The sequence below is a fragment of the Halobacteriovorax sp. XZX-3 genome (assembly GCF_043196495.1).
Lineage (GTDB): Bacteria > Bdellovibrionota > Bacteriovoracia > Bacteriovoracales > Bacteriovoracaceae > Halobacteriovorax_A.
The window spans coordinates 163,807-179,403 of the sequence record NZ_JBEBMO010000001.1 but is presented as its reverse complement, the minus strand read 5'-3'; the positions used below and the strand labels follow the sequence as shown (position 1 = coordinate 179,403).

The 15,597-nt window shown below is 36.6% G+C and carries 13 protein-coding genes; 8 read left to right on the top strand and 5 right to left on the bottom strand.

What is annotated here, in order from left to right:
* The first annotated feature begins 9 nt into the window (after positions 1-9).
* From ABMA70_RS00855 to ABMA70_RS00840, 4 genes are read left to right on the top strand one after another with little or no spacing between them, the layout of a single operon-like run.
* Positions 10-1,038: a 3-oxoacyl-ACP synthase III gene (locus ABMA70_RS00855; protein ID WP_392992109.1), complete on the top strand. Its 1,029-nt coding sequence runs from the start codon at positions 10-12 to the stop codon at positions 1,036-1,038.
* Positions 1,038-1,904, top strand: a complete 867-nt coding sequence (locus tag ABMA70_RS00850) for an alpha/beta fold hydrolase (RefSeq protein ID WP_392992111.1) — start codon at positions 1,038-1,040, stop codon at positions 1,902-1,904. Before ABMA70_RS00855 ends, ABMA70_RS00850 begins: the two co-directional genes overlap by 1 nt.
* Complete coding sequence (locus tag ABMA70_RS00845) at positions 1,888-3,519, top strand: fatty acid CoA ligase family protein (protein ID WP_103217105.1); 1,632 nt, start codon at positions 1,888-1,890, stop codon at positions 3,517-3,519. Before ABMA70_RS00850 ends, ABMA70_RS00845 begins: the two co-directional genes overlap by 17 nt.
* 4 nt (positions 3,520-3,523) lie before the next feature.
* The gene (locus tag ABMA70_RS00840) at positions 3,524-4,501 is read left to right on the top strand and encodes an NAD-dependent epimerase/dehydratase family protein (protein WP_103217104.1); all 978 of its coding nucleotides are present in this window, start codon (positions 3,524-3,526) and stop codon (positions 4,499-4,501) included.
* Here ABMA70_RS00840 and ABMA70_RS00835 read toward each other — a convergent pair.
* Positions 4,478-5,275, bottom strand: coding sequence for an undecaprenyl-diphosphate phosphatase (locus tag ABMA70_RS00835; protein ID WP_103217103.1), 798 nt, complete (start codon positions 5,273-5,275; stop codon positions 4,478-4,480). The genes ABMA70_RS00840 and ABMA70_RS00835 overlap by 24 nt on opposite strands.
* A gap of 23 nt (positions 5,276-5,298) precedes the next feature.
* The gene (locus tag ABMA70_RS00830) at positions 5,299-6,960 is read right to left on the bottom strand and encodes an RDD family protein (RefSeq protein ID WP_146037785.1); all 1,662 of its coding nucleotides are present in this window, start codon (positions 6,958-6,960) and stop codon (positions 5,299-5,301) included.
* A 236-nt stretch (positions 6,961-7,196) separates the two neighbouring features.
* Here ABMA70_RS00830 and ABMA70_RS00825 point away from each other — a divergent pair, with 236 nt between their 5' ends.
* Genes ABMA70_RS00825 through ABMA70_RS00815 form a run of 3 tightly spaced genes read left to right on the top strand, consistent with a single transcriptional unit; the run spans position 7,197 to position 13,309 of the window.
* Entirely contained in the window at positions 7,197-10,379 is a 3,183-nt protein-coding gene (locus ABMA70_RS00825; protein ID WP_103217101.1) for a hypothetical protein, read from the top strand.
* A 49-nt stretch (positions 10,380-10,428) separates the two neighbouring features.
* Positions 10,429-12,777: a hypothetical protein gene (locus tag ABMA70_RS00820; RefSeq protein WP_392992114.1), complete on the top strand. Its 2,349-nt coding sequence runs from the start codon at positions 10,429-10,431 to the stop codon at positions 12,775-12,777.
* Positions 12,778-12,799: 22 nt separating this feature from the next.
* The gene (locus tag ABMA70_RS00815) at positions 12,800-13,309 is read left to right on the top strand and encodes a hypothetical protein (RefSeq protein ID WP_103217099.1); all 510 of its coding nucleotides are present in this window, start codon (positions 12,800-12,802) and stop codon (positions 13,307-13,309) included.
* Here the strand turns inward: ABMA70_RS00815 and ABMA70_RS00810 are convergent.
* From ABMA70_RS00810 to ABMA70_RS00800, 3 genes are all read right to left on the bottom strand, one after another.
* Positions 13,299-13,766 carry a hypothetical protein gene (locus tag ABMA70_RS00810; protein WP_103217098.1) on the bottom strand — a complete coding sequence of 156 codons (468 nt, stop codon included), beginning with the start codon at positions 13,764-13,766 and terminating at the stop codon, positions 13,299-13,301. The genes ABMA70_RS00815 and ABMA70_RS00810 overlap by 11 nt on opposite strands.
* 49 nt (positions 13,767-13,815) lie before the next feature.
* The gene (locus ABMA70_RS00805) at positions 13,816-14,118 is read right to left on the bottom strand and encodes a cytochrome c (protein WP_021267353.1); all 303 of its coding nucleotides are present in this window, start codon (positions 14,116-14,118) and stop codon (positions 13,816-13,818) included.
* Between the two features lie 76 nt (positions 14,119-14,194).
* Entirely contained in the window at positions 14,195-14,809 is a 615-nt protein-coding gene (locus ABMA70_RS00800) for a hypothetical protein (RefSeq protein ID WP_103217097.1), read from the bottom strand.
* Positions 14,810-14,890: 81 nt separating this feature from the next.
* On the opposite strand from ABMA70_RS00800, the gene ABMA70_RS00795 reads away from it, so the two are divergent.
* The gene (locus ABMA70_RS00795) at positions 14,891-15,595 is read left to right on the top strand and encodes a heparan-alpha-glucosaminide N-acetyltransferase (RefSeq protein ID WP_392992116.1); all 705 of its coding nucleotides are present in this window, start codon (positions 14,891-14,893) and stop codon (positions 15,593-15,595) included.
* The last annotated feature ends 2 nt before the right edge of the window (positions 15,596-15,597 follow it).

Genomic DNA, 15,597 nt, shown 5'->3' with positions numbered 1-15,597 from the left:
AGGCACCATATGAAATATAATAATGTTGTAATAGAAGACTATGCATACATCGAACCGCCAGAGGTTCTAACAAGTGATAAACTTGAAGAGCTGCTCTCACCTCTTTACACGAGACTAAAGCTTCCACAAGGAAGGCTTGAGCTTATGACGGGAATCAAATCACGTGGTTTTTGGCCTAACTCAACTAGGCCAAGTTCAATTGCAACAGAAGCTGCAAATAAACTCTTAGATAAATTATCTAAGAAAGGAATTAAAAAAGCAGATGTAAATCTTCTTATCAACTCAAGTGTATGTCGTGACTTTCTTGAGCCATCAACAGCATCAGTAATACACTCAAATTTAGAGATGCCTAGCGAGTGCATGCTCTTTGATATTTCAAATGCTTGTCTTGGAATGGTGAGTGCTTGGGAAGTGGTTGCCAATATGATTGAAACAGGTGCGATTAAAAGGGCCATTATTGTTTCAGGTGAAAACAGCGCCCCTTTATTAGAAAATACTATCAAAACTTTAAATGAAGACGAGTCAATTACAAGAAAGTCTGTGAAGAAATTCTTTGCAAATTTAACAATTGGTTCAGCAGGTGTCGCCTACTGCCTTGCTCACAAAAGCGAAGCACCAAGTGCGCCGCAAATTACTTCTATTACAAATCGTAGTGATTCAGCGGCAAATAAATTATGTCAAGGTGATGGGAATCCAGAATCTTTAGTAATGGAGACGGATTCAGAGGAATTACTAAAGTATGGAAAGGCCCTTGCAAAAAAGACATTTACTGACTCAGGACTTAATCAAGACGAGATTGATATTGTGATTGGCCATCAAGTAGGAAAGGCCCACAAAGAAATAGTCTTGGGAGAACTTGGTCTACTTAATCATAAAACTTTTGATACCTTTGATACATTGGGAAATACCGGCTCTGCCGCACTACCAATCACTCTTGCAAAGATGAATGACATTGAAGGAATTGAAAAAGGTAAGAAAATTGCCCTTGTAGGCATTGGGTCTGGGCTATCATGCTCAGTACTAGGAGTAAGTTGGTAATGAACTGGAAAACAGAATATCCATATAAGAGTAACTTCATCGAAATTGAGAATAAGAATTATCACTATCTAGACGAAGGAAATAAAGATGCTGAAGTCATTGTTATGCTTCACGGAAACCCAACATGGTCGTTCTATTACAGAAATATTGTAAATGAATTAAAAGATACATACCGCTGTATTGTGCCAGATCATTTTGGTTGCGGCCTATCTGATAAGCCACAAGATTATGACTATACATTAGAAAATCATATTAACAATGTATTGACTCTCCTAGATAAATTGGGAGTGAAAAAATTTAAACTACTTGTTCATGATTGGGGTGGTGCGATTGGAATGGGTGTTGCAACATCACGCCCGCAAGATGTAACTGGTGTAATCTTACTAAATACAGCAGCATTCAGATCTCTTGATATTCCAAAAAGAATTGCCCTTTGTAAGCTGCCTGTAATTGGAGAGCCAATGGTGCGTGCATTTAATGCATTCGCTTGGCCTGCAACTTTTATGACGACGACAAAGCCTTTAGCAAAGCATATTAAAGAAGGATACCTTCATCCTTACAATAACTATGCAAATCGTATTGCGACAGCTCGCTTTGTAAAGGATATCCCTTTATCAAGTAAACATCCAACATATGCGAAGCTTTCTCAAATTGAAGACAATTTGAAAAATGTAACATGCCCTAAGATGTTTCTTTGGGGAGCTCAAGACTTCTGTTTTAATATGGATTTCCTAAAGCGTTGGAAAGATTTTTACCCTGACAGCAAGTATGTAGTATACCAAGATGCTGGCCACTACGTGATTGAAGATGAGAAAGAAAATTGTCTTAAGGAAATAAAAGGTTTCTTAAATGAATATCGCGCATAGGATCGAAAATTGGGCCCAAAAGACGCCTGATAAAATCTGTTTAAAATTCCCTAAAAAAACTGGTAGTGGTTATCACTATGATGAGCTGACATTTAAAGAATTTAATCAATTAAGCTCTCACTATGCAGCTGCATTAAACCAGGAAGGAATTCAAAAAGGAGACAAGGTTCTTTTATTTGTAAGGCCATCTTTTGACTTTCCTGCCCTAACATTTGCACTTTTTAAAATTGGAGCAATACCAATTTTAATTGACCCTGGAATGGGACTTAAAAACCTTTTTAAAGCGATTAAAGATGCAAAACCTGACTACCTAATTGCAGTAAATATTGTTCATATCCTAAGAATGTTTAAAAAGGATAGCTTCAAAAGTATAAAAAAATATTTTACGACTGAAGGTAAACTATTTTCACATTTAACAACAATCAAGTCACTAAAAGAAAAAGATCAGCTAACATATGATACTGAGAAAGTTGAAAATTCTGATCTTGCAGCAATTCTTTTTACATCAGGCGGAACAGGAAGACCTAAGGGTGTAGAATACACTCATGAGATCTTTAATCGTCAAACTGATGTCTTACAAGAACTCTTTGGCCTTACACCGGAAGATGTCGATGTTCCAGGTTTTCCCCTCTTTTCATTTTTTACAATGTCGATGGGGATGACGAGTGTCATTCCAGATATGAACCCAAGCAAGCCTGCAAAATGTAATCCTGAAGCACTTGTTAAGAATATTAATGATAATGGTGCCACTTTCATTGCTGGCTCACCAGCAATTTGGGAGCGCGTTGGGGACTACCTAGAGAAAACCAACCAAACACTAAAGACGGTGAAATATGTCGTCATGTTTGGTGCGCCAGTTAGAAATGAAGTCCATGAAAAACTAATCGCTCGCCTTGAACGAGAGGATGCTGACACTTATACACCTTATGGAGCAACTGAGTGTTTGCCTGTGAGCTGCTTTAATGGAAGAGAAGTCTTAACGAACACACAATTTGAGACGGCACAAGGTGGTGGAACTTGTATAGGCCTACCTTGTCCTGGTGTCGAAATTAGAATCATTAAAGATGTTGATGGTGTTATCAAAGACATTCAAGATACTAAGCAATTAGCAAAAGGTGTTGTTGGGGAAATTATTGTTCGTACAAAAACTGCGACAGCGGCCTATCATGAGCTTCCAAACAAAACGAGAGAAGCTAAAATTTATGATGGTGATACATTCTGGCACCGAATGGGAGACCTTGGAAAGATAGATGCACAAGGGCGTGTATGGTTTTATGGAAGAAAGGCCCATCAGGTAAAGGCCCACGCTACGACATACTACCCTATTTCAACGGAAGCGATTTTCAATAAGCACCCTCAAGTAAATAAATCGGCACTGATTTGGATTTTAAGAAATAACCGTGTTCGTCCTGCCCTGAGTATTGAACCGAAAGGACGAGTTCTTAATAAATCACGCCTTAAGCAAGAGCTTAAGATTATGGCAAATAAATATAGTCATACTAAAGATATAGATGAGATCTACATCTGTTCTAAATTTCCAGTAGATATTAGACATAATATAAAAATTGATCGCAAAGCACTGGCCCAAATGGCACAACAGGGAAAACTTAGGTAATTAAATGAAAATACTCGTCACAGGTGTAACAGGCTTTTTAGGCTATCATATTGCAAAGGATCTTTTGGCCGCAGGTCATGATGTATTTAACTTCTCTAGACGTGAAACTGATGAAGTTAAAGAGCTGGGTATAAAAACACACCAAGGAGATCTTACCAATTATCAAGATATCAGAAACGCATTGTCTGAAATCGATGCTGTTTTCCACGTTGCCGGAAAAGTTGGGATGTGGGGAAGAAAAGAAGATTTTGAAAGAATTAATATTGAAGGAACAAAAAATCTTTTAAATGCAATGAAAGAAGCAGGTGTTAAATATCTTGTCTACACGAGTACCCCAAGTGTTGTCTTTGGAAAAGATGAAATAAAAAATGGTGATGAAGCCTTAGAATATCCAGAAAATTATTTGAATGAATATGCCAGGACAAAATCTATTGCGGAAAAGCTTGTCCTTGCAGCAAACACTCAAGATCTTCTAACAACAGCAATTCGCCCTCATTTAATCTACGGAGAAAGAGACAAGAATATCATCCCTACTCTAGTTGAAAGGGCCAAGAGTGGGCGATTAAAAATAATTGGTCATGGAGATAATCTCGTCGATATTAACTATGTCGAGAATGCCTCTTATGCGCATGTAATGGCCCTTAATGAGCTAGTTGGAGAGGCCAAGAATAAAGGTAAGGCCTATTTTATTGGTCAAGAGCGACCAGTAAATCTATGGCACTTTATTAATGAACTACTTATGGCAAAAGGAGTTGCTCCTTTAACAAAGAAAGTACCATTAAGGATAGTCTACATTATTGGTGCAATTTGTGAGTTCATCTATAAGTTAATCGGTAAATACGATGGCCAACCGGCAATGACAAGATTTGTGGCCCTTCAAATGGGAACATCTCATTATTTTAAACACAATAACGCATTAAATGATTTTGGCTATTCTCCAAGAATTTCAATCGACGAATCAATTGAGAAGATAAAAAACTAAAGCACTTAAGATTAAGCGATAGATCAGAAAGTAGCTGAATTGAATTCGCTTAATCAATTTCATAAAGAAATGTATTGTCGCAAGGCCTACAAGAAAAGAAACAAGAACGCCAATAGCACAATTTAAAACCTCAAATTGAGCGTCTTGTGGATTGCCAATCAAGTTGTAAGACTTTAATAAGAATGCGGCAAAGATTAAGGGAAGAGATAAAAGGAATGAAAAAGAAGAAGCATCCTCTTTTGAAAGCCCTAGAAATCGAGCTGCCGTTATAGTTATTCCAGAACGAGAAACACCAGGAAAGATTGATAGAACTTGCGAAAGGCCTATTACAATTGAAGAAGATGCCCTAAAGCCTTCCATATTTTTATTCGTCTTACCGATTCGATCTGAAATAAAAAGTAAAATACCAAAGAACGCCAAATTAAATGCAATAAAGACTTCGTTTCGGCCATAAGTTTCGGCCGTAGATTTTAAAATTAGGCCAAAAAAGCCCGTGAAGAAAGTTGCTATAATAAAGTTCTTAGTAAAGTTATCGCAGCTTCTTCCGGGAATAAAAAATAAGAAAGAGTTCTTAGCAATTCTTCTCACATCGTGATGAAAATAGATACCAACCGCAAGAGCAGTCCCTACGTGCATGGCCAAATCAAAGAAAATACCTGGGTCTTTAAACTCATAGATAAAAGGTAGTAGAGCGAGATGTCCAGAGCTAGAAACTGGTAAAAATTCTGTTAGCCCCTGAATAATTCCATAGACGACTGCCATCCATAATGTCATCTCTCAACTTCCTTTGTTACTTCTTAACGCTTGCGTTTGCGCTTACTTTTATTCTTTTTAGTATTTTTTGACGTATCTTTTTTCTTGTCTTCAGAATTACTCTTTAATTCTGAAAGCATTTTTGCATCCTTTAATTTTAGAGCAAGTAAGATATCATTAAAACCTTTTATTGTTGCCTTTGAATAAGAATTTACATTTTTTTCCATTGCTAGTTGAAAAACTAATGCAAATCGCTGTAAGGCCGAACGTACACTAGAAATATAATTATCATTTCCAGACTCTATCGCTCTAATTGCATCTTTCTTGTAATATTCAACTAGGTAGTTCTCTAGTCCACGGGAGTAGTTTTTCGAGATCTCGACTTGTGAATTATTAGAGATAAGATCAAAACCTGCCAATGGATTAAAAATCTGATCTTTTACCCAAATTGCTAAGCGTTCACTTACTTGCTCTCCCCATCTTGCTTTAAAAAAAAGAGCATTTGCAAAAGCAGTTTGCGCTTTATCATTATCAAGGTTTCTGTCCCAAATGCTTTTATAAACGACAGGCCTTAGAAGTGAAAGGCTGAAAAAAGTCTCACGGTAAATTATATTTTCACCTGAATAATCTTTTTTTCTAATCAGGATATTTTCACCACTTTTAATAAAGTCGATATAATTATCATTAGTTATTTCAAGTAACTTCTCTAATTCTAACTTAAGTTGAAGATAAGGAAGGAATTGAAAATGACCCCTTAATAGTAAACTCGGAATACTTTTATAGTTAACGAGAAATGCATTTGAAATCAATTCAAATAACTCCAAACTAGCTCTACTACTTAAATAGTAAAGTTCATCATCTCCCCTTTTTGATAACTCCAATACTTTACTCAACTCGGGATAATACAGATCAAATAGAAACAGATTATCACGAGCAATCTTAACCAACGAATAAAGATCAAAGCGAGAAGAAATTTTAAAGATTCCCTTATTATTAAGCTTCGTATCCCAAATAGAAATTAGTGGACGATAAATCGTTTTCGAATCAACTTTTCTAATTTCAAAACTAGGCCTAATTGTAAATCTCGAATTATCTAAATTTGTAAAACTTGAAAATCCCAAAGATGTTGAGCCAATTTCAGCAAAAGATTCAAAATCAGTAATTTCACCCTCAACAAAAGTTTTTAGGCCGAAATCAACAAACTGCGAGCTAAACAATTGTTGCTTATACATTAAGGCACTAAATGGAGTTACTCCAATTGCAACAACGCAGATGATTGTGGCCATGAGATAAGAGACTACTTTTGACTTATATGTAATTCGGGATGCTGTAAGCCTCACACTAAATGGAGACTCAATCCCCTTTGCAAAAACATCAAGTAATAAGCGTACTGGTAAGAGAATCAAGCGCATGATTGCACCCAATCTCTTTTGCATGGCCGTATTAGCAATGATCCTTACACCACAAAAGTATTGTCCAATTGTTATGCTGAAAAATAATGAGCAATAGAAAACGTAGAGAAAATACGTCATCAGATAAACATAGAGATGCTGTAGTGAAGCGCTTAGATTTTTTATCGAAAAAATAGCATTTGTAATGGATAAGATAAATTCACTACCAAGTAGAGCATAACTTATAAATAAGCACAGGCATAAATCGATGATGGTAGCAGTAATTCTTAGGTAGCGATTTGAATAAAACGTCATAGATAAATCAACCAACGGCCACTATTTTTGGCACTGAAATTTTAAATATTCTCAATTATAGAAGTATTTTAACACTATGAAATCTCATGTTCCATCACATAAAATCAGCGACTTATTTGCACCCCTGGCCATTTTATTAACCAATTTATTAGGTCAGGCATCGATTCATTAATAAAATAAAGAAAATTACTAAAATGTCGATAAGTATAAAGCATTGAATTGACAGGGGAAGTAAAGTGAAAAGATTAACGAAGGCCAAAGAGCAAAATAACTTAGGAAAGAAAGGAACGAGTTCCTCTTTCAAAAAAGTTAAAGTTAGCGTAATGGCACTGACTCTTATTCATTCATCTATTCCAATGAGCGCATTCGCTTTTAAGAAAAATGGTGAGTCTTGGTCAGAGTTCACGTCTGGTTCAGGTATGAAGACGGTTATTGGTGGTCTAAACATGATTGGGGATATCTCTCAACAAATGTACAACCAAGGACGTCTTTCAAATACAGAGATCCAAGCACTTCAAGCTTTCAACAAGTCAAAGGCCGATGCTCAACAAAAGCTTCAGTCGAGAAGAATGCACCCTGCATTTAATTGTCCTCTTGCACCTGAGCCAATCCTTGCACCAAACGGAGCTTGTAATATTGGTGGGAATCTAAAAATTCCAGAGCAGGCACTAGAGTTTGGACAAAATATTTTAAACGAATACACAAGTTTTCTAAAACCAAGAAACACACCTCCTTACATTGGATCTCAATGTATCGAAGATGGTATGAAGAGTATTCAAGATAACTTTGCTTCAATGACATCTCAGTATGATCGCATGATTGAACAATTCGAAGCAGAGCTTAAGCAAGTAGCAGAAATTCAAAAGAAGAATAGAATCAAAATTAAAGAAATCCATGCCCTACTAAATGGTGGTGGAAATAACGTAAGTCAGGACTTTATTAATACTGACTTTAACAAATTAATGCCTGCTTCATGTGTAGAAGCATATGATGTAAATAAAATCATCAAGAAGCAAGGTGGCCTAGTAGGATTAAAAGATAGAATGAGCAGTGATGACCGTAAAGCAAAGCGCTTTAGAGGAAGCTCTCTTATCACAATGAGAAATCAAATTGAGTCTGATAAGAAGAAAGTTGCTCAAAGACTTGCTACAGGTGGATATGATGAAGCATTAAGAGAAGACCTTTTCAAAGGTACTCAATTTGCTAACCTATTCTCATCTGCAAGAACTTTTGCTGCTCAAAATACAACAGCAAAACTTAAGAAAGTTCAAACAATGCTTTCTAGTCTTGGTGTAAGCGATGCAGACCTTCCAAAATTTGATGATCCAAGTTTTTTAATTAAAGTTGATCGCTTAGCTTCAAAATCAGAAGACTCATACAAAGAAAAATTCATTATCGAATGTATGACAGGTAAAAATGCCGCAGCCTACTCGACTCCAATTAACCAAGCAGTTAACTCATTTGATAACGTTAGACTTGGGAACCAAGGTGATACACTATCATCTTTTAAAAGAGCTGCTTCAAATGCCTTCTCTGATCCGACTTCATTATCTTCTTTAGATAGCGTAGCAAATTCATTTAATAATAATGATATTAGAATCACTGTTTCTAATAGCAGTGGAAAAAGTGTGACAAAAACAGCTAGAGAATACTATAGCGATATTAAAAATGAATGTGTGGCAATCTACAATGGTGACCTTAAGCCAGCTGGTGATGTAGCAAACCTTGAAACATACCGTGCTGAAGCGAAAGCGCTTAAGGCAGAAGCTAAAGAACTTCAGTCTCTTACAAAGAGAACACTTGCCTCTGAAGGAAGTGGAAGTATCATGGCCGAAATCGATGAGCTTATTTACAACTGTAATGGAAATGCAGTTGAGCTTAGCAAGTGTGGCCCAGATGTTTACGAAACTTCTAGTAAATCATTTTGTGTAACACAGGCCGCAGCTTGTTCAGACAATGTTAATACATGTGCTACTTTTACAGAAACATTAGTAAACGCAAAAACAGCAGAACTTAAGCAAAAAGCAGACGTCTACAACGCACAAATGCAGCAATACGAAAATAAAGCAAAAGCACTTATGGCGCAAATGCAAGCACATATGCAAAAAGTTTCGGATCATGCATACAAAAATATGTTCCCTAACCTAACACCAGAAATGGCAAGAGCATATGGTATTCCAGCTTCTTCAGGTTTAACTTTTGGAAAACTTCAAGACCTTGATCAAGCAATGGATGAAGCTGAAACGAAAGGTATTCTATTAGAAAAAGATCCTGAAGTCTTTATGCGTGACCTTCTTGCTGGAATGAATGGCAACAGTGCAAGCATGAGAGCAGACCTTAACAAATGGTTTGAGAATCAAAATACTCACCTAGCTTCTCAAGTTGAAAAAATTAACCAGAGCCTTCAAGAAGAAAGAGGAAAATGGCAAGAGTTCGTATCGAACTGTGCCACTGCAATTAACGACAGAAATCAAGCAGCTCAAAAAGCAGCGAAAGAAGGTGCAGAGAAAGCTGCCGAGGCATCACAACAACAGGTTGAGTTCTGTTACAAGTTAAAAGGTCTACAGGACTCTAGTCCAGGACCAGGTTGTACTGGAGACAATAATGCAAGTGATCTTTATTCAGATGCAACTGAGATCGCTTCAATCCTACAGGCCCAAGCAGGTGGACAGTCACCTCTTCAAATGGCAATGAATGGTGGATCATCAAGTACACTAATTTTTGAACAAATCTCTGAGTATAAGAAGTTATGTGCAAGTGCATCAGCGGAAGGAAGTATTCCATCAGATGGAGATTCTAAAGAGTCAACAAATAGTGGTAAATCTCTAGCTCAGCTACAAAGCGCTTGTTCTAATAGTGGACAAAATGATGAGCAACTTATTACATCTCTAACAGACAAGTTAACAGACAACCTATCTGAAGATGAGAGTAAGTATAAAGAAGAGATTCAAAACTTTATCAAAGAAGATACTCAAATGAGTGATGATGCTCTTAAGGAGATTTCTGATAAGAACCTAATTATCGCTCAACAGATTCAGTCTCTTAAGAATAGAGCATCAGAAATTAGTGGTGATTATGATGGAAAAGGTCTTTGTAAAATGCTCTCTTCTGGGCGTGACCAATACGTTGGTAAACTATGTGACAGCAAGGCCGATACAGCAAAAGAAGAATGTATTACGAGAGAAAGAAAAGACTTTGAAAAAGATAAGTTAGTCGCTTTAGGAGTTGCTTACGAGGCCAAGATTATTACTCAAATTAGCTCTCCAGGACTACAAAGTGAATGGAACCGTATTGGTGAGAAATATAGTGGAACTGCTTGTGCGGCCATCAATGGTTCTCAATACGGTCAAAAAGGATTTATTCCAGGACTTATTGAAAAGATCGATCGTGACCTAGCGTCAGATGGAATGATTCAATAAGACGAAAAGAATAAAAGATTATATTGATTCAAGGGCATGGGAGGCCTAATTGAAATTTGCGGTACGTATAGTTAAAAAAAGAAAAGAACTACTTCATACACTAGGGACTTTAGGGTGTATCAGTATCCTTGCAACTTCATGTGTAGTCGATCAAGCATCTTCATCAAGAGAAGGATCTGGTGGATCAGCATTAAATAATACACAAGACACTGTATCAGCAAATTATGGCCGTATCTTAACGGCCAACCCACTAGTTCTAAGCGATTATGCTGCTGATGAGAATACTGATCTATCAACGCTAATAACTCGCTCACCTGTTTACATTACAAGCAATGAATACTTAACAAAGTCGTGCTCACTTATTGGAGATTGCCTCGAAGTAACTGAAGATGCTGGTGTATCAGCTTTTCAAAATGAATCGAGAAAATGGGCCTTTCCTGTTACGACTACAGAGTTCTTACAAATCAATGCTTTCTATCATACAGCAAAAGTAATCGATACTTATCTAGGTGATGTGACAACTTATGTCTACGACCGCTTAAATGAAGTTTCATATGATACTTCAGTACCGACAAACACAGACCTACATAAGGCGTACTGGAATGCTTCTAATAAAGCAAAACTAGTTGTCCACGCAGATGCTAGCCTTAGAAAAAATGCTAGTTTTGATCCTAGTAACTTCCTAATCAAATTAGGTTATATTCCTGGTTATCAAAATATTAAGATGGCCCAAGACCCTTCTGTCATTTATCACGAATTTGGACATGCAATTGTTGATCGTTTAATGAACCACAGAAACAGAGCATTTAACGCTGCCTTTTGTTTAAATACATCAAATCCAATTTGTCTTGAAGAATCTGCATTAGGCTACTTTGGTCACGATGAGGCCTATTCGATAAATGAAGGTATTGCAGATTACTTCTCATACTTCACAAATAATAGAGAACACATGGGTGAATGGGGACTAGGTAAATTTGCAAATGCTTCACGCCCGATCTCAGAAGACGATTCAATGCACATTGCAGGTATTTCAACAGATGAAGACTCAAGATTAAGCTATCCTGAATACTTAGGTTACGACGTTTACAACACGGAAAGCCGAGTTGACGATATTCACGTCGATGGCCAAATCATCAGTCACCTTCTTGTTGCTTTAACAAAGGAACTTAGTACACGTTGTACAGGTAATATTGACGGTGCAAAGAAACTTGTATTCTACGCACTTGTTGAATCATTAGGAGAATTAGGAGATCTATCAGCACAGGCAAAAGATGGTCTTAGTGGCCAAATCAACCTTGATCAACAATATGCAAAAGAATGGCTTAAATCAGTGAATCCAATTAACTTCAGACGTTTTTCGCAATCACTTGCTAGAAATGTTTATAATATTACAAATAGCCAATACAACCTATGCACATACCAAAATTTTTCTAAAGACAATTTAGAACAACTATTTGATTCATACGGGCTGCTACTTTTTAGAACTTACAATAATAACTTAAACTCAGTTTCAACGACAAATATTACTGTTAATCCTCTTAATCGTAAAAAGTCAGAGCTTATTAACAAGAATCTACTTATTAAAGACACACGCTCTTCTTACTCATCATTAAGTGTATTTGATATTCGCTCTTCAGTGTATCAAACAATTCAAAATCAAATGGATGTTGGAGAAGTTACAACAGTAGATGCACGATATAATAATGGAAACGGTAAAGTTTCACCTGGAGAGATCGTAGGTCTATTTGTTAGCGTCTATAACAATTCTAGTTCAATCATGGCAGGAACACGAATCCTTGCTTCAGATTGGGCCCATATGCAAGATGGAGTTCCATGCTCAAATCTAAGTGATGGCTACCCTTCTGTTTCACAAGGTGGAAAAGCTTGTGACCCTATAAATGAAACTAATTACAACGACACAGGAAGAATCATGCCTGTTTGTATGCTTACTTATAATGATGGAACAAGTACAAAACTTTTAAACCAACATGAATTCTTAAAGAAAATGAAGTCAGATATTGGACTTCTTGAAAAAGACTGTTTAGGTCAAGGTGAAGACCGCACTCAGAATGACTTAAATAATTGTTTCGTAAAAGCAATTCCAAGCACAAATGTTCAAAACATTCCATTCATGGCACCAAAGTCAAACTGGCAAGAAACAATGCAGGCCGAGCAAGGAGCGCCACTCTTTACTGACTCAAATATTATGTTCTTTGAAATCAATAAAAATATACCACTAGGAACAGAAGTATCTTGTCGTCTACGTATGACATTTGCAAATTGTGAAGACTGTTACCATGATCTTAGTAGTTCGAACTATGACGATTTTAAAGACTATGAATTTGCGGGTGAAGAACCTTTTAGTATTTTAAATATTAACTTTACGATTGAGCAATAGACGCAATCAAAAGAAGGCCTCGATGAGAAAGTTTTTAATATTTTGCAGTATATCGTTAGCAGCATTATTTATTATTTCTTCATATCAAAATGATGCAAAAACGATCTCTAAAGAATACTCACCTACAGACAGTATGAAGAAGACACGCTTTAAAGCGCGCAAGCATCACCACGGCCATAGCGATCACTCACGAAAAATTGCATCGATCCCTTCTACAGCAACGCCAAATACAGAAGTGAGCGAATCAGACTCACTCGCAGAAGTTGCTAAAGAGCTCACAAAAGAAGACATCGCTGTAATTAAGAAAGTTAAAAAGAACCTGCCTATCCTTGCAGATAGTGAATTCGAAATCGTAAAGAGGTTAAAAATAACAGATAAGAGTATTTATATTGTAAATCGTGATGTAAATGGGATGCCGCAATCATTTACAGCAATTATCGATAATAAGACGGGAAGAATCGAAAAGAGTTGGGGGAAGACTCGCTACGAGTCTCCCCTAAGCACAAGACATTATCCTGCTACTACTTACTAATTTGCTTAATCCACTCAGTAGTGTGTCCGTTATTTCCAAGACGACGGGCCGTCTTCTCATAACCGTGACTTTCATTTAGTGAATACTGTCTGAAATTATCAATTGAACAGAAGTGAACAATTTCCTTCACATCAAACTCTCTCGCTGCTTGCTCAAAAAAGTCCATGATTCTGTGAGAAAAACCACTTCCACTATGTTGCATCTTAATCGATGTATTCTTACAAAGAAGTTTGTCACCCTCTTTCTTAACGAAAGCAGCTGCAATAATCTCCTCAGATAACTTTACTGAATAAAGCTGCCAACCATCAGACAACTCTTTCTTAATATCATCTAATGTCCACTTGAAATCTGGACTATCAGAAAATGCCTCAACGTTATAGTCGTAAACGTCTTTTACTTTCTTTTGAGATGTAACTGACTCAAAACTTAGTTCACCTAATTGAATGGCCTTTACCATGATTCCTTCCTAGTAAATAATATTGTAAAAAACTGAGATCTTTCTACAATTATAGCGTAGAGATATAAGCAGCAAGATCTTTAAAGTCTGAGTCGTTCAGACCTTTAATAAATGGTAACATATCTGGGTTCTTTCTTTCACCAGTTTTAAACTGAACAAGTGATGAATAGATATACCAGTCGTATTGTCCAGCAATACGAGGAGCGTTCATCGACTTCTTTCCTTCCCCATTATCCCCGTGGCATGAAATACAACGTGAATATAGAGTCTTACCTTTGGCCGCGCTTTGAGCGTGAGCAGTATTCATTGAAAAAATACCTAGTGTGATAAGTGCAAGGGCCGTTAACTTCATTCTACTTCCTCTTTTATAATATCTAATTTGTTAATTTTCTTTACCGTATAGCTATCTAATATTAACTGCTTATACATCACTGCGCAACTAATTTTATACGCTGAGATTGAAAGCTAAAGTTCAAATACTTAGCGATTCCATCGTAAATAATTTCTTTTAAACTATCGGCCTGTAACTGACGCAAGCCACCAAAAGCTATCCCATCATCTACACAGACCTCATTTTCTTCAATGCTAAATAATTCAATTTGACCTAAATTATAACTCTCCAATGTAGTATTCACATTATCTATAAGTAGGGCCATTTTCTGAATTCGCTCTTGCAAAGACAATTTCTCCCAATTAAGAATCTCAATCTTATTATTCATAAGTGCATTTTCAAAAAATTCTTTTTGAATCTCTTGCAAGATTGTTTCAAACCACTTTTTTAAATCCAAAACATTAGGCCAGCTATGCTCACTAGCATTATCTCTTAGAAAACTTTCGGCTTCTCTAAAAGTCATAACAAATAGTGATGCCGGGCCAACTTTTTTTATAATAGTAAGAGCACTATAGAGTAGGGCCTTTTTCTTCAATGCATCCTCTTCATTTGCCATAAAGCTATCATCAAAGAAGTTTGCAGAAATATATTGATTAAATTGTGCAGGATCGAGCTCCCTAAGAAGCTCATGTGCTTTATTTGAAATTGTCATTATCCACCTTTTTGTATGGATCAAATTATCAGCTTTGAATACTTTTGACCATAAATTAAGAGATTATGCTATCATTTAGAAATGACACAAGATTCACAAACAGTAAAAAAGAGATACCACCTAATTGACCTGACCAGAGGTGTTGCCGTCATTTTAATGATTATCTTCCACTTTACTTATGATCTTGATGTCTTTGGTTTTGTGGATGTTGAATTTTTTAGACCAGGGTTTTGGTACTATCTTCCACGCCTTATTGTAACTCTCTTTATGTTTTCAGTAGGTGTCTCAATGTGCATGGCACACCCTGGAAAGATTCACCCACGTCCCTACCTAATTCGCCTTGCAAAGATCGGAATAGCGGCACTAATTATCAGTATCTCAACATATTTTATGTTCCCAAAAAATTGGATCTATTTTGGAACATTACACTGTATCTTCTTCACAACAATCCTAGTGACTCCTATAAGAAAAAAACCTTGGCTTAGCGCATTACTTGCATTGGTAATTCTCGTGCTTCAAATGACTCCATATGCCATTCCATTTCCAGAAATGAGTCACGCTTCACTAGATTATATAGCAGTCTTTCCATGGGCCGCAGTCTCGATGCTTGGTATCACCTTCTTTCATCTAAAATGGCATCAAATCGACTATCCTCAGTGGAAAATTATGCGCTTTATTCAGTTCTTAGGTAAGCACTCATTCATCATTTATGTTACTCATCAACTCTTTCTCTACTCAATTGTTTATATTGCGTACATGATCATAAAAAGCGCGCCACTTTTGTAAGG